The sequence below is a fragment of the Micromonospora xinjiangensis genome (assembly GCF_056150165.1).
Map to the genome: position 1 here is coordinate 152,967 of NZ_JAXCFO010000006.1, position 19,236 is coordinate 172,202.

Sequence of the window (19,236 nt, forward strand, 5' to 3'; positions counted from 1 at the left end):
GCGTCTGCGGCGCCGGTCAGGCGGCCAGGGCCGCGTACCGGCCGTTGCGGTCCATCAGGCCGTCGTGGGTGCCGCACTCGACGATCCGGCCGTGGTCGAGGACCGCGATCTGGTCGGCGTCGCGGACGGTGGAGAGGCGGTGGGCGATGGTGATCGTGGTACGCCCCTCGGCCAGCTCCGCGAAGGCCCGCTGCACGGCCCGCTCCGTCTCGGTGTCCAGCGCGCTGGTCGCCTCGTCGAGGATCAGCACCCGGGGGTCGCGCAGCAGGGTGCGGGCGATGGCGAGCCGCTGCTTCTCCCCGCCGGAGAAGCGGTGCCCCCGCGAGCCGACGACCGTGTCGTACCCGTCCGGCAGGCACGCGATCACGTCGTGGATCCGGGCGGCGCGGGCGGCGGCCTCGATCTCGGCGTCGGTGGCGTCCGGCCGGGCGTAGCGCAGGTTCTCCCGGACGGTGGTGTGCAGCAGGTAGGTCTCCTGGCTCACCACGCCGACGATCGCGGCGAGGTCGGCCAGGCGCAGGTCGCGCAGGTCGACGCCGTCGACGGTGATGCGGCCGCTGGTCGGGTCGTGCAGCCGGCTGACCAGCGCCGCGAGGGTGCTCTTGCCGGAGCCCGTCTCGCCCACCAGGGCCAGGCCGCTGCCGGCGGGCACGTCGAGGGTGACCCCGGCGACGGCGGCCGTGTCGCTGCCCGGGTAGCTGTAGGTGACCTCCTCCAGGCGCAGGTGGCCGCGGACCCGGCGCGGGTCGACGCGGACGGGGTGGACCGGGTCGGCCACCTCGACCGGCAGATCCAGGTACTCGAAGATCCGGGCGAACAGCGCCAGTGACGAGGTCAGTGAGACACCCACGTTGAGCAGGCCCATGAGCGGGCGGAACAGCCCGTTCTGCAGCGCGGTGAAGGCGACGAGCGTGCCGATGCTCAGCGTCCCGGCGGTGCCGGGGAGGCCGGCGCCGAGGTAGATGAGCGCCGGGACGGCGGCGAAGACGATGCTCATCGAGGCCATCCGCCAGCGGCCGGCGAGCTCGCTGCGCAGCTCCAGGTCGACCAGTCGGGCCGAGGACGCGGTGAAGCGCGCGATCAGCGCGGGCGCGGTGCCGAGCGTCTTGGCGAGCTGCACGCCGCTGACGGACAGGCCCTCCTCGACCGTGACGTTGAGGTCGGCCAGCTCCCGCTGCCGCTCGGCGGTGATCTCGCGGCGCAGCCGGGCGACCCGGCGGGTGAGCCAGACGGCCGGCGGGAGGATGACGAGCGACACCAGGCTCAGCCGCCAGGAGAGGGCGACCATGGCCACGGCGGTGGCGACCACGGTCGTGAGGTTCGAGGCGACCGCCGTGGCGGTGGAGGTGACCACCGCCTGCATCCCACCGATGTCGTTGGTGATCCGCGACTGCACCTCACCGGTGCGGGTGCGGGTGAAGAACCCCAGCGACTGGCGCTGGAGGTGGCGGAAGACGTCGGTGCGCAGGCGGTGCATGACCTCCTGACCGACGCGGGTGGAGATCCAGGTTTGCACCACGCCGAGCACGGCGGTGACGGCGGCCACCGCCACCATGCCGACCACCAGCCAGACCAGCAGGGGCAGGTCGCGGTCCGGCAGGGCCTGGTCGATCACGTGCCGGAGCAGGAAGGGCGAGGCCATCGCGATGATCGAGGACGCCACGATGGTCGCGGTGACCACGGCGAGAGCGGCCCGGTGCGGGCCGAAGAGCCCGGCGATGCGCCGCAGCGACACCTCCCGGGCCTGCGCCTTCTCCGCGGCGCTGACGGTGCGGGGGCCGCGGTCGCGGCCGAGTGGGGTGGGCTCCAAGAGCGGGTCCTTCCGTCCGGGAGGTTTACTGAGGTTGCCTCATCATGAGGTAACAACCGTACCTGCTGCTACGGTATTCCGCGTGACCGAGGCGGACGGCGACGACGAGACCCTGGCCGAGGCGTTCTGGGCGGTCGCCCGGCGGCTGCGGCACCGCACCCGGGAGGCCCTCGCCCCCTGGGACGTCACCCCCAGCCAGGCACGGGCGCTCGGCGTCCTGGCGCGGCACGGCGTGCTGCGGCCCGGCGCGCTCGCCGAGCACCTGCGCATCGCCGCCCGGTCGGCCACCGAGGTCGTCGACGACCTCGAACGGCGCGGGCTCGTGGAGCGGCGCCCCGACCCGAACGACCGGCGGGCCACGCTTGTCGCGCTGACCACCGAGGGGGTACGCACCGGCGCCGCCATCCGGGCCGCCCGCCACGCCGAGGCCGACCGGTTCTTCGCCGACCTCGCCCCCGCCGACCGGGACGAGCTGGCCCGCATCCTGCGTACGCTGCGCGGCTGACCACCCCGTTTGCCCCTGCCCGGACGGGGTAGCCCAGCGCGTCCGATGCACGGGACCGGTGGGTGACGGGAGGGCCACGTGGTACGCCTGCTCAGCCCTGCGACCGGCGGCCGCCGCTGATGTGCGGCATCAGCGGGGAGGCCCGCTTCGACGGGACGAGACCCGACGACGCCGCCGTGACCCGGATGACCGAGGCGCTCCGCTCCCGGGGCCCCGACGGCGAGGGGCTGTGGACCGACGGGTGGGTCACCCTCGGGCACCGCCGGCTCACCATCATCGACCTCTCCGACGCCGGGGCGCAGCCGATGGTCCGCGAGGACCTGGGCCTCGCGCTGGTCTTCAACGGCTGCATCTACAACTACCCGGAGCTGCGCGAGGAGCTGCGCAACGCGGGGTACGCGTTCCACTCCACGAGCGACACCGAGGTGATCCTGGTCGCGTACGCCCACTGGGGTGAGCGCTTCGTCGACCACCTGGTCGGCATGTTCGCGATCGGGCTCGTCGACCGGGCCCGGCGGCGGCTCGTGCTGGTCCGCGACCGGCTCGGCATCAAGCCGCTCTACCTCGCCGAGACGCCGGGGCGGCTACGGTTCGCCTCCAACCTGCCGGCGCTGCTGAAGGCCGGCGAGGTGGACACCGGGATCGACCCGGTGGCGCTGCACCACTACCTCTCCTGGCACTCGATCGTGCCCGCACCCCGGACGATCCTGCGCGGGGTCCGGAAGCTGCCGCCGGCCACGGTGCGCGTCGTCGAGGCCGACGGGCGCAGCCGCGACGAGGTGTACTGGCGCCCGGACTACGTGCGGGAACCCGCCGACGCCGGGATGGGCGCCCGGGACTGGCAGGCCGCCGTCGGGGACGCCCTGCGCACCGCCGTACGGCGCCGGCTGGTCGCCGACGTCCCGGTCGGCGTGCTGCTCTCCGGCGGGCTCGACTCCAGCCTCATCGTGGCGCTGCTGGCCGAGGCCGGGCAGCAGCACCTGCGCACGTTCAGCATCGGCTTCGACAGCCGGGGCGACGAGTCCGGCGACGAGTTCCACTACTCCGACCTGGTCGCGCGGGCCTTCGACACCGACCACCAGCGGATCCGGCTCGCCGACGACGACCTCGTGCCGGCCGTACGCCGGACCGTGCTCGCCATGACCGAGCCGATGGGCAGCCACGACGTGGTCGCCTTCCACCTGCTCTCCGAGCAGGTGGCCCGGCACGTCAAGGTGGCGCAGTCCGGGCAGGGCGCCGACGAGGTGTTCGCCGGCTACGGCTACCACCAGCCGCTCGGCGACGTCCCGCGGGAGGGCGCGGCGGCCGAGTTCGCGGCCGCGTTCTTCGACCGCGGCCACGCCGAGCTGAACCAGCTCATCGGGCCGGAGTACGCGCTCGACCAGGACGCCAGCCGCGACCTCGTCGAGGCGCACCTGGCCGCGCCCGGGGCGCAGACGGCGCTGGACGCGGTGCTGCGGCTGGACACCCACCTCATGCTCCCCGACGACCCGGTCAAGCGGGTGGACAGCATGAGCATGGCCTGGGGGCTGGAGGTGCGCACGCCCTTCCTCGACCAGGACCTGGTGACCCTCGCGGCGCACTGCCCGCCGGAGCACAAGCTGGCCCAGGGCGGCAAGGGTGTGCTCAAGGAGGTCGCCCGCGAGGTGCTGCCGGCCGACGTGATCGACCGGCCGAAGGGCTACTTCCCGGTGCCGGCGCTGCGCAACGTGGACGGGCCCGTGCGCGAACTGGTGGTCGAGGCGCTGCAGGCGCCCGTCGCCCGCGAGCGCGCCCTGTTCCGCCCCGAGTACGTGGCGCACCTGCTCGCCGAGCCGGACCGCGCCGAGGCGGCGGCCGGCAGCAACAAGCTCTGGCAGCTCGGGCTGCTCGAACTCTGGCTCCAGTCGCACGGGGTCACCTGACGCCGACGGGGCCGCCGCGGCGCGGCCGACCGGTGGCGCGTAGCGGGGCACCACGGGCCGGGTTCCACGCAGTCGCGCCCGACGGCGGTCAGCCGGCGACGGTCCAGGCGGTCAGCTCGGCGAGGACCGTCCGCAGGTCGCCGGTCTCGTCGAGAATCCGGCGCTGCCGGGTGGCGCCGGTGCCCTCCCGCCGCAGCCGGGTCAGCTGGTCCAGCACGTACCCCAGGTCGCCGTGGCGGACCAGCGCCGGCGACACGCAGGCGAAGAGGTCGTCGACCAGCTCCCAGGCCGGCCGCGCACCACCCCGGCGCAGGTCGATGAGGTCCCCGTCCAGGCCGTCGTGGGCGGCCCGCCAGTGCGCGGCGGAGACCAGGCAGTCCCGGATGGGCGAGGCGGGCACCCCGGCCCGGACGTCGTCGACGACGGTGGCGACCAGGGCGCGCAGCAGCGCCGCGACCAGCACCGTGTCGTCCACCGTGGGGCACACGTCACCGACCCGGATCTCCACCGTCGGATACGCGGCGGACGGCCGGGCGTACCAGTAGACCATCGCGGCGTCGAGCATGACGCCCGCGTCGATCAGCTCCCCCACCGTACGGTCGTAGTCCGCGGCGGAGGCGAAGTACGGGGTGGGCCCGAGGCTCGGCCAGCGTTCGAGCTGCATGGACCGCCAACTCGCGTGCCCGGTGTCGTGGCAGTCGTGCAGCGGCGAGTTGGTGGCGATCGCGTGCACCACCGGCAGCCACGTCCGCAGGTGGTTGCACACCTGCACGGCCAGCTCCCGGTCCGGCACGCCGACGTGCACGTGGCAGCCGCAGACGGCCGGGTCGTGGGCCACCGGCCCGTACCGTCGGGACATGGCGTGGTAGCGCGGCTTGTCCGGCACCGTCCGGTGCGGCTCGTGCATCGGAGTGGCCCCGACCGCGACGAGCCGGGCGCCGGCCGCCCGCGCCGCGTCGGCGGCGGAGCGCCGCAGCGCCACCAGGTGCGACCGCAACTCGGCCAGGTCGGCGGTCACCGGGGTGACCATCTCGACCATGCTGTGCCGGAACTCCTGCCGACTCTGGTCCCGCGCCGGCCCGCGCAGCGCCGTCAGCACCCGCTGGGCGACCGGCAGGTTCTCGCCCGTCGCGGGGTCCAGCAGCAGGAACTCCTCCTCCACCCCGAGGGTCAGGGTGGTGAGGTCGGGCACCGCGGTGGCGACCGTCGGACGGTACGTCATGCGCTCGTCGTCCGTTTCGTCGGGCGGCGCGCCGGGCGCCGCACACTGCCGGCGGCACCCGCTTTCCCGGCGGCCCGAGCGGCAAACGCCGCCCGCCCGTGCCGTAGTCGGCCCACGCGCGCCGCCCGCAAGGCCCGCTCGGTGTCGGCCACACAACGGCGCCGGCCGGAATCGACGGGCCGGCGTCTCCTTCTTCACGACCGGTCAACCCCGGGGTATTGAAAAGTATCTACTTCTTGTGCCCTAATCACTGACAGATCCCTTCACCGCTCCGCCGGCTGCACCGCAACCCCGGGAGGAACCCGTGCGCCGTCCCCCGCGTACCGCCCTGTTCGTCCTCGCCGCCGCCGTGGCGGCCGGCGCCGCCCTGGCCGCCGTCGCGGCGCTGCGGCCCGGGCCCGCCGACGCCGCCCCCGCCGGCCTGCCCGGTGTGCAGGTCTCCGGTGCCGACGGCACCGTCAACTGGTCGGCGGCCTGGTCCGGCGGCGCCCGCTTCGCCTACATCCAGGCGACCGCGGGCACCACGGTCAGCAACGCCTCCTTCGCCCAGCACTACAATGGCGCCTACTCGGTCGGGATGATCCGCGGCGCCTACCACGTCGCCCGGCCCGACCTCGGCGGCGGCGCGGCCCAGGCCGACTGGTTCGTCGACCACGGCGGCGGCTGGTCCCGCGACGGCCGCACCCTGCCCGGCGCGCTCTCCATCGAGTACCACCCGTCCGGCGCCACCTGCTACGGGCTGACCCCTACCGCCATGCGCGCCTGGATCAGCGCGTTCGTCGACCGCTACCGGGCCCGCACGGGCCGGTGGGCGACCATCCACACCACCGCCGACTGGTGGATCACCTGCACCGGCAACCACGCCGGGTTCGCGAGCACCAACCCGCTCTGGCTGTCCCGCTACGCGACCACGGTCGGCACCCTGCCGGCCGGCTGGTCGACGTGGTCCTTCTGGCAGTGGTCCGCGCGCGGGCCCCTGCCCGGGGAGCAGAACGTCTGGAACGGGTCGCTGGACCGGCTACGGGTGCTCGCCTGCGACGGCACCTGCTGACCCGCGCGTCCCGGCACCATCCCCGCCCACGAGAGATCCGGAGGTCCGCATGTCCCCGCTCCCCCGCCGTGCCGTGCTGCGCGGCGCGGTGCTGCTCGGCGCCGCCGCCGGTGTGACGGCCGCCGGTCAGCTCGCCGCCCGCCGCAAGGCCGGCGCCGCGACGACCGTCAACCAGCCGGTCATCGCCAACTGCGCGACGTGGGGCGCCCGCCCGCCGTCGAGCCCCGTGACCGTGCTGAACAACCGCCCCAACAAGATCATCGTGCACCACACGGCGTTCCCCAACTCCACCGACTACAGCCTCGCCCACGCGTACGCCAACTCCCGCGACATCCAGGACCTGCACATGGACACCAACGGCTGGCTCGACTCGGGGCAGCACTTCACCAACAGTCGCGGCGGCCACCTCACCGAGGGGCGGCACGGCAGCCTGCGCGCGCTGCTGCACGGGCGCACCATGGTGCAGGGGGCGCACTGCGTGGGGCAGAACAACCAGGCCATCGGCATCGAGAACGAGGGCATCTACGTGGACGTGCAGCCGCCCGCGGCGCTCTGGGAGAGCCTCATCGTGTTCTGCGCGTTCACCTGCCAGCAGTACGGCATCCCGCCGACCGAGATCTACGGGCACAAGGACTTCAACAACACGCAGTGCCCCGGCCTGATGCACGGCCGGCTGCCCGAGCTGCGCAGCGCCGTCGCCGCCCGGCTCGGCTGAGCGCACCCGGACGGGCCGGCCGGCAGCACGCCGACCGGCCCGCCGCGGCTCCGGTCTACGGGTACGCGGTGAGGTACACCTGCTGGTTGGCCGTGTTCGCGGTGCCACCGGTGTTGTTGATCACCCGGTTGATGGTGCCGACACCGCCGAGGGACACGGTCACCAGGTTGGTGAACCGCACGTTCGGGTTGGTCGGCACCTCGAAGGCCCGTTCGGCGACCACCGCCGGGTTGACGTTGAAGTAGCAGTAGCTCCCCATGCCCCAGCCCTGGTGGCTGGTCACCCCGTCGGCCACCTTGTACGCGGCGTACCCCCGGGTCGCGCCGTTCATCCAGGCGGCCTGGTTCGGCGGGTCGTACGGCATCTCGTTCTGGTAGAAGTACGTCCGCCCCCCGTTTCCGTTCCAGACGGTCTGGTACCTCTGGTAGTGCTCGACGAAGAGCCCGTACATGGTGACGTCGTCGCCGTTGACGGTCAGGCCGGTGTCGGCGGTGTTCAGCGTCCACCCGGTGGGCACGCCCGCGGCCGCGTGGTCGGCGCGCCACAGCCACATGTGGTCACCGATCACGTTGTCGCTGTTGACGGTGAGCGTGTTGGTGGCCCTGCCGACGTGCGGCCCGCCGATGCGGAAGAACACGTCGTGCAGCGAGGTCGGGTTCGCGGCGTGGCTGGCCGACGATCCGGGCGGACCGACCTCCATGAGCACCGGCGAGTTCGTCGTGCCGGCCTCGAACATGACGCCGGCCACCTTCACCCCGTCCACGTCGGCCACCCGCATGGCCACGGTGCCGTTGTCCGCCTGGATGGTGGCCAGGCCGAGGCCGAGGATCACGGTGTCGGCCCGGTTGACCTGGATGGGCTCGGTCACGTGGTGCACGCCCGGGGTGAAGAGCAGGTGCCGGCCCTGGGCGAGCGCCGCGTTGATGGTGGCCGCGCTGGTGCCGGGCTGCACGACGAAGAACTGCGACAGGGAGATGGACGAGCCGGCCGGGGTCTTGCCGTACCAGCTCGTGCCGGTCGAGTTGGTGCGCAGCGCCGGCACGAACACCCGGTACTCGCCGGTGCCGTCGACGTAGAGGAACGGCTTCTCGCGAACCAGCGGGGTCTGTGCGATGACGGTGTGCGACGGGTTCGGGAAGTGCGGCGGCGGCGCTCCCACCACGCCCTGGAAGACCATGTTCCACACCGAGCCGGCCCAGCCGTTGCCGAACTCGCTGTTGCGCGAGTACCACTGCTGCTGCGAACCGGAGACGACGAGGCCGTCGATCCTGGTGTCGGCCATCAGACCGCCGCTGGACCAGCCGTCACCGCCGTTCCAGAGCTGGATCTGGTTCTGCGCGCCGCGCAGGTGCATCCGCCGGTACGGCGCCGCCTGCGAGACGGCCCACCGCTCCACGGTCACCCCGGCCGGCAGGGTCACCGACAGGTTCTCCGCCGAGCGCCAGAAGTTCTGGGTGGCGTTGCCGCCCATCCAGAACGCCTCGACCCGGACGTGGCCATTGAGGTTCACGTCGTCGGGGCTCATCCCGAGGCCGGCGACCTGGGTGAAGAACCCGAGGTTCACGTCGGCGGTGTACGTGCCGGGCTTGAACAGCACGGCGTACCGCTGCGGGCCGAACTGGTTCTCCTCCTGCTGCGCGAAGAGCGTGTTCAGCCGGTTCTGGATGGTGGCCGTCGGCGTGCTCGGGTCGAAGACGAACGTGTTGGGACCGAAGTTCGGGTTGCGCGGGTCGGTGGGCGGCACGCCCGGGTCGGTGGTCCCGCCGGTGGTGTTCACCTGGAACTCCCAGAGCGAGTAGCCGTACGCGGTGCCCCGCGCGGTGCCGTACATCCGCACGTAGCGGCCGCTGCCGGTGACGTCGATCGTCTGGGTGCCGCCGGTGCCCGTCGTGGTGCTGTGGACGGTGGTCCAGTTCGACCCGTCGGTGGAGGTCTGGATCTGGAAGGCCCGGGCGTACGCGGCCTCCCAGTTCAGTACCACCCGGCAGATCGACTGGGTGCTCCCGAGGTCGACGCGCAGCCACTGCGGGTCACCCGCCGCGCTCGCCCAGCGGGTGCCGGTGTCGCCGTCCACGGCGGCCGACGCGGGCAGGCCCGCGTTCTCGGTCGACGAGGCGGTGGCCGGGCGGCCCTGGGCGGCGTTGGCGCTGCCGCAGCCCGGCGTGCCGCCGCCGATCTCGCCGTAGACCTGGAACTCCCACAGCGAGTAGCCGTACGCGGTGCCCCGCGCGGTGCCGTACATCCGCACGTAGCGGCCGGCGCCGGTGACGGTGATCGTCTGGGTGCCGCCGGTCCCCGTGGTGGTGCTGTGGACGGTGGTCCAGCTCGACCCGTCGTCGGAGGTCTGGATCTGGAACGCGCGGGCGTAGGCCGCCTCCCAGTTGAGGGTCACCTGGCTGAGGGTGGCGCGGGCACCCAGGTCGACCTGGATCCACTGCGGGTCGCTGAACGCGCTGGACCAGCGGGTGCCGCCGTTGCCGTCCACCGCGGCCGCGGCCGACGTGGCGGCGCTCTCGCTGGACGAGGCGGTGGCCGGCCGGCCCTGGGACAGCAGGGTCGGCGCCGCCTGCGCCGGCGGGGGTCCGACGGCCGGGGTGAGCGCCGCGACCAGGGCCACGGCGAGCCCGACGAGCAGGCGCGCGGCGCGGCGGCGCGGCGGTGGCAGGGGTACGGATAATGCCTGAGATGTCATGACTTCGCCTGTCAGTAGGAGGCCGCGAAGGGCCGGGGCGACGGGGGGTTCGGGCTCGTCCACGGTTGCCGGGGATGTGCGGCCGGGGCGACGCCGTGGAACGGAGAGCGCTCTCAATGGAGTGTTACGGCGGCGTTGCGAAGGCGTCAAGACATCGATCTATAACACTGTTATTTATCCCGAAGGTCCGATAAGGACGATCTCGCCTCCGTCCGCCTCCGGCCTCTCCCGGTGATCAGGAGGATCGCGCCGGGAGCACGGGGCCGGAGACCGGTGGGGCGGGACGGGCGGGTCAGGGGCGGACGCCGCCGTCGCCGAGGAAGCGGGCGATGGGCAGGGTGGCGGCGCCGAGGGCGACGGCGTCCACCCCGAGCCGGCACAGCTCGATCGAGGCCTGCTCGTACGGCTGACGCAGCGCCTGCCGACCGGCGGCCTCGCGTACGGCGGGCAACAGGTCGCCGAGGGCCATGGCCGCCCAGCCGCCGAGCACGACCCGCTCGGGGTTGAACAGGTTGATCAGGTTGGCCACTCCGGCGCCGAGGTAGGCGGCCGTCTCGTCGAGCACCCGGCGGGCCGTGGCGGAGCTGGCGGCCGCCTCGATCAGCGCGTTGAGCTGGGACTCCTCGTCCTCGCCCGGTACCGCACGGCCACGTCGCGCCTCCCGGTAGCGGTCGATGACCGCCTCCGCGCCCACGTACGCCTCGAGGCAGCCGCGGGCACCGCAGCGGCACTGCCGCCCGCCGTACACCAGGGTCGTGTGCCCCCACTCCCCCGCGCTGCTGGACGCGCCGCGGTAGGTGACCCCGCCGGTCACCACGGCCGCGCCGACACCGGACCCGACCAGGGCGAAGACGGCGTGCCGGGCGCCGCGGCCGGCACCGAACCACATCTCGGCCTGGCCGAGGGTCTTCGCGCCGTTGTCGATGTGCAGCGGCAGGTCGGTGCCGGCGGCGATCAGCCGCTCCAGCGGCACGCGGTCCCAGCCGAGGGCCTGCGCGTGCACCACGGCGTGCTCGCCCTGGGTGACCACGCCGGAGACCCCGATCCCGACGCCGAGCACGTCGGCGGGGGAGACACGGGCCGCGCCGGTGACCGCGTCGATGCCCGCCAGGACGTGACCGGCCACCTCGCCGGGTTCGGTGCGGGACGGGTCGAGCGGGTACTCGGCGCTGGCCAGCAGGGTCATCGCGAAATCGAAGAGCTCGACCCGGACCCGGGTCTCGCCGACGTCCACCCCGACGAGGAAGGCGTAGCGGGGCGCGATGCGCAGCATCATGCTGGGCCGGCCACCGTCGGACTCGGCGGCGCCGGCCTCGGCGACCAGGCCCTCCTCGATGAGGTCGCTGACCACGTTGCTCACGGCCGGTTGGCTCAGCCCGGTGCTGCGCACCAGGTCCTGCCGGGTCAGCGGCCCGTCGAGGAAGAGCTTCGTCAGCAGGGCCCCCCGGTTGCGCAGCCGCACGCTCCGGTTGGTGGCTCTCGCGAGCTCCACTCGTCACCTCGATCCCGTCGGTCGTCCGGACGCACTGTACGGCCCCCGTGCTTGACGGCCCACTGACCAACCACTTTAATGACGACATAATTTAAGCCGTGATGTAACCCCCGGGACACGTCGTCGCACCCGTCGACGTGCCCGGAACCCTGTCCGCACCGCCCGGCCGCCCGTCGCCCCCGAACCTGTCGAAGACGGCAACCGGCGGGCCCCCCACCACTGCACCGGAAGGGCTGATCGTGTCGACGAGACGACACCTCGGGATACTCGCCGCCGCCGTCCTGGCGGCAACGTCGCTGACCGCCTGCGGCGGCTCCGGCGACGACGCCGGCGGTTCCGGCAAGACCCTCACCTACTGGGCCAGCAACCAGGGCGCCAGCCTGGAGGCCGACAAGACGATCCTCCAGCCCGAGCTGGACAAGTTCGAGAAGCAGACCGGCATCAAGGTCAACGTCGAGGTTGTGCCCTGGTCGGACCTGCTCAACCGGCTCCTCGCCGCCGCCACCTCGGGGCAGGGCCCGGACGTGGTCAACATCGGCAACACCTGGTCGGCGTCCCTGCAGGCGACGGGCGCCCTCGTCGAGTTCGACGACGCCACGCTGCAGGCCGTCGGCGGCAAGGACCGCTTCGTCCCGGCCGCGCTGGCCGCGGCCGGCGCACCCGGCAAGCCGCCGGCCGCCGTGCCGCTCTACAGCCTGGCGTACGCGCTGTACTACAACAAGAAGGCGTTCGCCGACGCCGGCATCACCGCCCCGCCGACCACCTGGGAGCAGCTCGCCGAGTACGGCAAGAAGCTCAGCACCGGGGGGAAGTGGGGGCTCGCCATCGAGGGGGCCAACCCCTCCGAGAACGCCCACCACGCCTTCACGTTCAGCCAGCAGTACGGCGGCGAGTGGTTCGACTCGTCCGGCAAGCCCACCTTCGACACCCCGCAGAACGTCTCGGCCGTCAAGCGCTACGTCGACTTCATGGCGACCGACAAGATCACCAACCCGAGCAACGCCGAGTACGCGCAGAACCAGTCGGTCTCCGACTTCGCCAACGGCAAGGCCGCGATGCTGCTCTGGCAGGCCGCCGGCTCGAACCTGAAGACCCAGAACATGGCGGCCGACGCGTACGGGATCGCCCCCGTGCCGTTCCTGGCCAGCCCGCCCGCCGGCGGCAAGAAGGTCAACAGCATGGTCGCCGGCATCAACATGGCGATCTTCAAGCACACCAAGAACCGGGACGGCGCGCTGAGCTTCGTCAAGTTCATGACCAGCGACGAGGAGCAGACCATCCTCAACAAGACGTACGGCTCGCTGCCCGCGGTGAAGACCGTCGGCACCGACCCGGCGTTCAGCGCCCCGGAGCAGAAGGTCATCCAGGACACCCTCGCCACCACCGCGGCCCCGCTGCCGCAGGTGCCCGACGAGAGCACCTTCGAGACCCTGGTCGGCACCGCCATCAAGGAACTGTTCGCCGACGCGGCCAGCGGCCGCCCGGTCACCGAGGAGTCGGTGAAGAAGAAGCTGAGCGACGCGCAGCAGAAGATGCGCTGACCCCGGCGTCGACGGCGGTCGTGGCAGGGCGCCCCACCGACCCTGCCCCGACCGCCCTCTGGCGAGAGGACCCTGATGGCAACCAGCACCACCGCGCCGGGCCCGGCCCGCCCCCACCGGCGCGCACCCCGGGCCGGGACACCGGCGCCGGACCCCGCGCGACGGGCACGCCGCCCCCGGCGTTCCCTCCTGCCCTACCTGCTGCTCGGCCCGGCCATCGTGCTGGAGCTGGGCATCCACGTGATCCCGATGGTCGTCGGGGTCTGGATGAGCCTGCTCGAACTGACCCAGTTCCACATCCGGGACTGGTCCACCGCGCCCTTCGTCGGGCTGGAGAACTACAAGGCCACGCTGGACTTCGACAGCGCCGCCGGCCGGGAGCTGCTGCACTCGTTCTGGGTCACGCTCGCCTACACGCTGCTCTCGGTGGGGCTGGCCTGGCTGCTCGGGATGGCCGGCGCGGTCGTGCTGCAACGGCCGTTCCGCGGGCGGGCGATCCTGCGGGCGCTCTTCCTCACCCCGTACGCGCTGCCCGTCTACACCGCCGTCATCACCTGGAGCTTCCTGCTCCAGCGGGACACCGGCCTGGTCAACCACGTCCTGGTCGACCAGCTCGGGCTGCTCGACGACCGGCCGTTCTGGCTGATCGGCGACAACAGCTTCTGGTCGCTGCTGGTCGTCTCCGTCTGGCGGAACTGGCCGTTCGCGTTCCTCTGCCTGATGGCCGGCCTGCAGAACGTCCCCGACGAGCTGTACGAGGCCTCGGCGATCGACGGCGCCGGGTTCTGGCGGCGGCTGCGCTCGGTCACCCTGCCGCTGCTGCGGCCCGTGAACCTGGTGCTGCTGCTGGTCCTGTTCCTGTGGACGTTCAACGACTTCAACACGCCGTACGTGCTCTTCGGCGGCTCGGCCCCGGAGCAGGCCGACCTGATCTCCATCCACATCTACCGCAGCTCGTTCAAGACCTGGGACTTCGGGTCCGGTTCGGCGATGTCGGTGGCGTTGCTGCTCTTCCTGCTGGTCGTCTCGGCCGGCTACCTGCTGATCACCAACCGCCGGAGGGACCATGCGTGAGACCGCCGGTGAGCGCTGGGGCCGGTGGATCGTCCTGACCCTGCTCACCCTCTTCGTCGTCATCCCGCTCTACGTGATGGTCACCTCGGCGGCCAAGCCGTTGCAGGACGTGCAGAACGGCTTCACCTGGTGGCCCAGCCGGCCGACGCTGCAACCGTTCGTCGACATGTGGAGCACCGTGCCGCTGGCCCGGTACCTGGTGAACAGCCTCGTGGTGTCGAGCATCGCCGCCGTCTGCTCGGTGACCGTGGCCATCTTCGCCGCGTTCGCGGTGAGCCGGTACCGCTTCCGGGGCCGGGGCCTCTTCTCGGTGACCGTGCTGTCCACCCAGATGTTCCCCGGCATCCTGTTCCTGCTGCCGCTCTTCCTCATCTACGTCAACCTGGGCAACGCCACCGGGATCGAGCTGTACGCCAGCCGCACCGGACTGGTGATCACCTACCTGACCTTCTCGCTGCCGTTCTCGATCTGGATGCTGGTCGGCTACTTCGACTCGATCCCGCGGGGGCTGGACGAGGCGGCCCAGGTCGACGGCGCCGGCCCGCTGCGCACCCTGTTCCGGGTGATCCTGCCGGCGGCGATCCCGGGCGTGGTGGCGGTCACCGTGTACGCCTTCATGACCGCCTGGGGCGAGGTGCTCTTCGCCTCGGTGATGACCGACGAGGGCAGCCGCACCCTGGCCGTCGGGCTCCAGGGCTACTCCACCCAGTTCAACGTCTACTGGAACCAGGTGATGGCCGCCTCCCTCGTGGTGAGCGTGCCCGTCGTCGCCGGGTTCCTGGCGCTGCAGCGCTACTTCGTCGCCGGCCTCACCGCCGGCGCGGTCAAGTGAGTCACCACACCGCGGAGGAGAACCGACCCGTGCCGGACCTGTCCAACCTGCCACCCGACTTCCTCTGGGGTGTCGCCACCGCCGCCTACCAGATCGAGGGGGCCGTCGACGTCGACGGCCGCTCCCCGTCCATCTGGGACACCTTCTCGGCGGTGCCCGGGAACGTCGACAACGGCGACACCGGGGCGGTGGCGTGCGACCACTACCACCGCTGGCCGGAGGACGTGGCCCTGCTGCGCCGGCTGGGCGTCGACGCGTACCGCTTCTCGGTGGCCTGGCCGCGGGTGCTGCCCGACGGTGTCGGACGGGTCAACGCCGCGGGGCTGGACTTCTACGACCGGCTCGTCGACCGGCTGCTCGCCGAGGGGATCCGGCCGTTCGTCACGCTCTACCACTGGGACCTGCCGCAGGCCCTCCAGGACCGGGGCGGCTGGCCGGAGCGCGCCACCGCCGAGGCGTTCGCCGACTACGCGGCCGTCGTCGCCGCCCGCCTCGGCGACCGCGTGGCCGACTGGAACACGGTCAACGAGCCGCTCTGCGTCTCCTGGATCGGGCACCTGGAGGGGCGGATGGCCCCCGGTGAGCGGGACCTCACCCGGGCCGTGCGCACGTCGCACCACACGCTGCTCGGGCACGGGCTCGCCACCCAGGCCGTCCGGGCCAACGCCGCGCGGCCGGCGTCGGTCGGGCTGGTGCTCAACCTCAGCCCGATCGAGGCGGCGAGCGACCGGCCGGAGGACGTCGCGGCGGCCCGGCGGATGGACGGGCACGTCAACCGCTGGTGGCTCGACCCGGTGCACGGGCGCGGCTACCCCGCCGACATGGTCGCCACCTACGGGGTCGAGCCGCCGGTACGCGGCGACGACCTGGCGGTGATCGCCACTCCCACCGACTTCCTCGGGGTGAACTACTACTTCCGGCAGCTCGTGGTGGACGACCCGGACGGGCCGCCGCCGTACGCCCGGCAGGTCCCGGTGCCCGGTGCCGTCGAGACGGCGATGGGCTGGGAGATGTACCCCACCGGCCTGGAGCAGCTGCTGGTCGCGGTGAGCGAGGAGTACCGGCCGGGCCGGATCATCGTCACCGAGAGCGGCTCGGCGTGGCCGGACGAGGTGACCGCCGAGGGCACGGTGGAGGACAAGGAGCGCACCGACCACCTGGAGCAGCACCTGGCGGCGTGCGCCTCGGCGGTGAGCCGGGGCGTCCCGCTCGCGGGCTACTTCGTCTGGTCCCTGCTGGACAACTTCGAGTGGGCGTACGGCTACGACAAGCGTTTCGGCCTGGTCCACGTGGACTACGCCACCCAGCGACGGACGATGAAGGCCAGCGGGCACCGCTACGCGGAGCTGATCCGCGCCCACCAGCGACTGGCCGGCTCGGCCGGGGCCACCACCGCGGTGGCCTGAGCCGGCGGGCCCTGCCGGCGCCGCGACGGCGGCGGCAGGGCCCGCCACCGCACCCGCCCGGTCACGTCCGGGCGAACCGCCACCGCCCCTCCCCCTGGGCGGATAGCCTGCGGCAATGGCCGCAGCGGAGGAGGAGTCCGTGCCGACCGAGGGCCGGGTCCGGATGTCGGAGACCGACCGGATGAAGGCCTTCAGCGACGGGGTCTTCGCCATCGTCATCACGCTGCTCGTGCTGGAGCTGCGCGTCCCGGAGTACCACGCGGGCGACCTGCTGGCGGGCCTGCGTCACGAGGGCGCCTCGTACCTCGCGTTCGCGGTGTCCTTCGGCTACATCGGGGTGATCTGGCTCAACCACCACGCGCTGCTGCGGCTCGTTCGCGGGACGACGCTCCCGCTGAGCTGGATCAACCTCGCCATCCTCTTCGGCGCCGTGATCATCCCGTTCCCGACCGCGGTGCTCGCCTCTGCGTTCACCCAGGGCGACGTCGCGGACCAACGGGTGGCGGTCGCGCTGTACGCGCTGGCGGCTGCCCTGATGTCCGCGCCGTGGCTGGCGTTCTTCGCGTACCTGCACCACCACCCCGCGCTGCTCGCCCGCGGGGTCGATCCGGCGCACGCCCGGGCCCAGCGGCTCCGGCCGGTGACCGGTCTGGTGCTCTACGGGTTGAGCGGGGTGCTCGGCTGGTTCGTCCATCCGGTGGTGGGGCTGGTCGGCATCATCGTCATGATCGTCTATCACGCGGTCACCAGCGAGGGGCTGCGGGCCGGGCCTCTCGGGCGGCTGCTCCCCCGGCGCTGACCACCGCCGCCGCCTGAGAGAGCGCTTTCTTGACAGCGCGGAGGGCCCGCAATAGATTGTTAACAATCTATTTCCCCGGTTTCCTTACAGTTCCGTCCGCATCGACGCTCGGGCGGGACGCGGGGCCGGACCTCCGAGACCGCAGGGAGGCTTCCCGTGCGCAGACTCCGTGCCGCCACGGCACTCGCGCTCGCCGCCGTAGGGCTCAGCGCCGCGCTCACCGTCACCCCCACCGCACCCGCCACGGCCGCGCCCGGCGCGGTGACCTGGTCCGACGACTTCAACGGCCCCGCCGGCACCCCGCCGGACCAGAACAAGTGGACCTACGACATCGGTGGGGGCGGCTGGGGCAACAACGAGCTGCAGTACTACACGAACAGCACCCGCAACGCCGCGCTCGACGGCAACGGCAACCTCGTGATCACCGCCCGCCGGGAGAACCCGGCCAACTACAACTGCTGGTACGGCAGCTGCCAGTACACCTCGGCCCGACTGCTGACCGCCGGGAAGTTCACGCAGGCGTACGGCCGCTTCGAGGCCCGCATGAAGATCCCCCGGGGCCAGGGCCTCTGGCCCGCCTTCTGGATGCTCGGCACGAGCAGCAACAACTGGCCCGACCGCGGCGAGATCGACATCATGGAGAACGTCGGTCGCGAGCCGTCCACCGTGCACGGCACCCTGCACGGTCCCGGCTACTCCGGCGGCAACGCCGTCACCGGGCAGACGTCGCTGCCGGGTGGGCAGGCGCTCGCCGACGCCTTCCACACGTACACCGTCGACTGGGCGCCAGACTCGGTCACCTGGTACCTCGACGGGGTCCAGTACTCCCGCAAGACCCCGGCCGACCTGCGCGGCAACCGGTGGGTCTTCGACCACCCCTTCTTCATGATCATGAACGTGGCGGTCGGCGGGAACTGGCCGGGCTCGCCCGACGGGAGCACCGTCTTCCCGCAGCAGATGGTCGTCGACTACGTCCGGGTGCAGGCGTGGGACACCGGCGGCGGTGGTGGTGGCGGCGCGCCGATCGTCGGCTACGGCAACAAGTGCGTGGACGTGGCCGGCGCCAACAGCGCCAACGGCACGCCGGTGCAGCTCTGGACGTGCAACGGCACCGCCGCGCAGCGGTGGACCTGGGCCGCCGACGGCTCCGTGCGGGCGCTGGGCAAGTGCCTGGACGTCGCGGGGGCCGGCACGGCGAACGGCACGCCGGTGCAGATCTGGGACTGCAACGGCACCGGGGCCCAACGCTGGGTCCTCAGCGCGGCCGGGGACATCGTGAACCCGCAGGCGAACAAGTGCCTCGACGCGACCGGGGTCAGCTCCGCCGACGGCACCCGGTTGCAGATCTGGGAGTGCACGGGCGGCCCCAACCAGAAGTGGCGCCGCTGACCCGCACCAGAGCCGGGGCCGCCGCCCCGCCGCAGCGGCGGCCCCACCACCCCCGCGCTCGCGCGCTCGCGCCGTCGCGGTCGATCATGCAGTTGTGGTGCCAAATCTCAGGGTGGTTCGGGGCTTTCGTCACCTGCCACAACTGCGTGATCGACGGGGGTGGGGGGTCGGCGGGAAGGGGCGGCGCGGGAGAGGTCGGTCGGGGTGTCCACGTCCAGGGGCTCGCCGACGGTGTCGCAGGGCACCCGGACGACCAGGTCGGGCCGGTCACGCAGCAGGTCCCGGGCGCCCCGGTCGCCGGTGGCGTACCGCTCCAGCAGCGGCCACGTGGCCCGTCCCAGGAGGACGGGGTGGCCGGGGTGCCCGGCGTACGTGGCCGTGGCGACGGTCGCACCACGGGCGTGGGCGGCCCGGACGCGGCGTACCGCCGCCGGGGTGAGCAGCGGCTGGTCCACGAGGACGACCACGGCGGCGGTCACGTACGCGGGCAGTGACGCCAGCCCGAGGCGCAGCGAGAGCCCCATCCCGCGGGCCCAGTCGGGGTTCGGCACCAGGACGGCCCCCGGCAGCGGCGGCAACTCGTCGGCGCCCGCGCCGACCACGACGTGCACCGGGGCGCAGCCGCCGGCGCGCAGCAGCCGCACCGCGCGGCGTACCAGCGGTTCGCCGTCGTACTCGACGAGCGCCTTCGGGCGGCCGAAGCGCCGGCCGGCGCCGGCGGCGAGCAGGAGCCCCGCCACGCTCCCCTCCCCCACGCCACCCTCCATCGTGAACGTATTGTCGGATTTACTCCTGATCGCCCGA

Annotated in this window: 15 protein-coding genes; 10 read left to right on the forward strand and 5 right to left on the reverse strand. The window is 72.7% G+C overall.

Annotated features, from left to right (window positions below; genetic code table 11):
* Positions 1–16 precede the first annotated feature (16 nt).
* Positions 17–1,810 (reverse strand): ABC transporter ATP-binding protein, encoded by a 1,794-nt coding sequence (locus SM573_RS22210; RefSeq protein WP_474610486.1) that lies wholly within the window; start codon positions 1,808–1,810, stop codon positions 17–19.
* Between the two features lie 82 nt (positions 1,811–1,892).
* Here SM573_RS22210 and SM573_RS22215 point away from each other — a divergent pair, with 82 nt between their 5' ends.
* Both SM573_RS22215 and SM573_RS22220 read left to right on the forward strand, forming a co-directional pair.
* Positions 1,893–2,315: a MarR family winged helix-turn-helix transcriptional regulator gene (locus tag SM573_RS22215; RefSeq protein ID WP_474610487.1), complete on the forward strand. Its 423-nt coding sequence runs from the start codon at positions 1,893–1,895 to the stop codon at positions 2,313–2,315.
* Between the two features lie 119 nt (positions 2,316–2,434).
* Positions 2,435–4,219, forward strand: a complete 1,785-nt coding sequence (locus SM573_RS22220) for an N-acetylglutaminylglutamine amidotransferase (protein ID WP_474610488.1) — start codon at positions 2,435–2,437, stop codon at positions 4,217–4,219.
* An 88-nt stretch (positions 4,220–4,307) separates the two neighbouring features.
* Here the strand turns inward: SM573_RS22220 and SM573_RS22225 are convergent, their stop codons facing one another.
* On the reverse strand, positions 4,308–5,441 hold the full coding sequence (locus SM573_RS22225) for a carboxylate-amine ligase (protein ID WP_474610489.1): 1,134 nt from the start codon (positions 5,439–5,441) through the stop codon (positions 4,308–4,310).
* A 304-nt stretch (positions 5,442–5,745) separates the two neighbouring features.
* Here SM573_RS22225 and SM573_RS22230 point away from each other — a divergent pair, with 304 nt between their 5' ends.
* Together SM573_RS22230 and SM573_RS22235 are read left to right on the forward strand one after the other, a co-directional pair.
* Complete coding sequence (locus SM573_RS22230; protein WP_474610490.1) at positions 5,746–6,492, forward strand: GH25 family lysozyme; 747 nt, start codon at positions 5,746–5,748, stop codon at positions 6,490–6,492.
* A gap of 49 nt (positions 6,493–6,541) precedes the next feature.
* The gene (locus SM573_RS22235; RefSeq protein ID WP_474616955.1) at positions 6,542–7,207 is read left to right on the forward strand and encodes a peptidoglycan recognition protein family protein; all 666 of its coding nucleotides are present in this window, start codon (positions 6,542–6,544) and stop codon (positions 7,205–7,207) included.
* A gap of 55 nt (positions 7,208–7,262) precedes the next feature.
* Here the strand turns inward: SM573_RS22235 and SM573_RS22240 are convergent, their stop codons facing one another.
* Positions 7,263–9,899 carry a galactose-binding domain-containing protein gene (locus tag SM573_RS22240; RefSeq protein ID WP_474616956.1) on the reverse strand — a complete coding sequence of 879 codons (2,637 nt, stop codon included), beginning with the start codon at positions 9,897–9,899 and terminating at the stop codon, positions 7,263–7,265.
* Between the two features lie 292 nt (positions 9,900–10,191).
* On the reverse strand, positions 10,192–11,391 hold the full coding sequence (locus SM573_RS22245; RefSeq protein WP_474610493.1) for an ROK family transcriptional regulator: 1,200 nt from the start codon (positions 11,389–11,391) through the stop codon (positions 10,192–10,194).
* Between the two features lie 239 nt (positions 11,392–11,630).
* Here SM573_RS22245 and SM573_RS22250 point away from each other — a divergent pair, with 239 nt between their 5' ends.
* From SM573_RS22250 to SM573_RS22275, 6 genes are all read left to right on the forward strand, one after another.
* Entirely contained in the window at positions 11,631–12,932 is a 1,302-nt protein-coding gene (locus SM573_RS22250; protein WP_474610494.1) for an ABC transporter substrate-binding protein, read from the forward strand.
* A 75-nt stretch (positions 12,933–13,007) separates the two neighbouring features.
* Positions 13,008–14,006 carry a carbohydrate ABC transporter permease gene (locus SM573_RS22255; RefSeq protein ID WP_474610495.1) on the forward strand — a complete coding sequence of 333 codons (999 nt, stop codon included), beginning with the start codon at positions 13,008–13,010 and terminating at the stop codon, positions 14,004–14,006.
* Positions 13,999–14,838 carry a carbohydrate ABC transporter permease gene (locus SM573_RS22260; protein ID WP_474610496.1) on the forward strand — a complete coding sequence of 280 codons (840 nt, stop codon included), beginning with the start codon at positions 13,999–14,001 and terminating at the stop codon, positions 14,836–14,838. The genes SM573_RS22255 and SM573_RS22260 overlap by 8 nt, the downstream gene beginning before the upstream one ends.
* A gap of 29 nt (positions 14,839–14,867) precedes the next feature.
* Positions 14,868–16,244: a GH1 family beta-glucosidase gene (locus SM573_RS22265; protein WP_474610497.1), complete on the forward strand. Its 1,377-nt coding sequence runs from the start codon at positions 14,868–14,870 to the stop codon at positions 16,242–16,244.
* Between the two features lie 115 nt (positions 16,245–16,359).
* Positions 16,360–17,043: a TMEM175 family protein gene (locus SM573_RS22270; protein WP_474616957.1), complete on the forward strand. Its 684-nt coding sequence runs from the start codon at positions 16,360–16,362 to the stop codon at positions 17,041–17,043.
* A 156-nt stretch (positions 17,044–17,199) separates the two neighbouring features.
* A complete protein-coding gene (locus SM573_RS22275; protein WP_474610499.1) occupies positions 17,200–18,432 on the forward strand; it encodes a ricin-type beta-trefoil lectin domain protein in 1,233 nt (410 codons plus the stop codon).
* Between the two features lie 107 nt (positions 18,433–18,539).
* Here the strand turns inward: SM573_RS22275 and SM573_RS22280 are convergent, their stop codons facing one another.
* Positions 18,540–19,187 carry a nucleotidyltransferase family protein gene (locus SM573_RS22280; protein WP_474610500.1) on the reverse strand — a complete coding sequence of 216 codons (648 nt, stop codon included), beginning with the start codon at positions 19,185–19,187 and terminating at the stop codon, positions 18,540–18,542.
* Positions 19,188–19,236 lie beyond the last annotated feature (49 nt).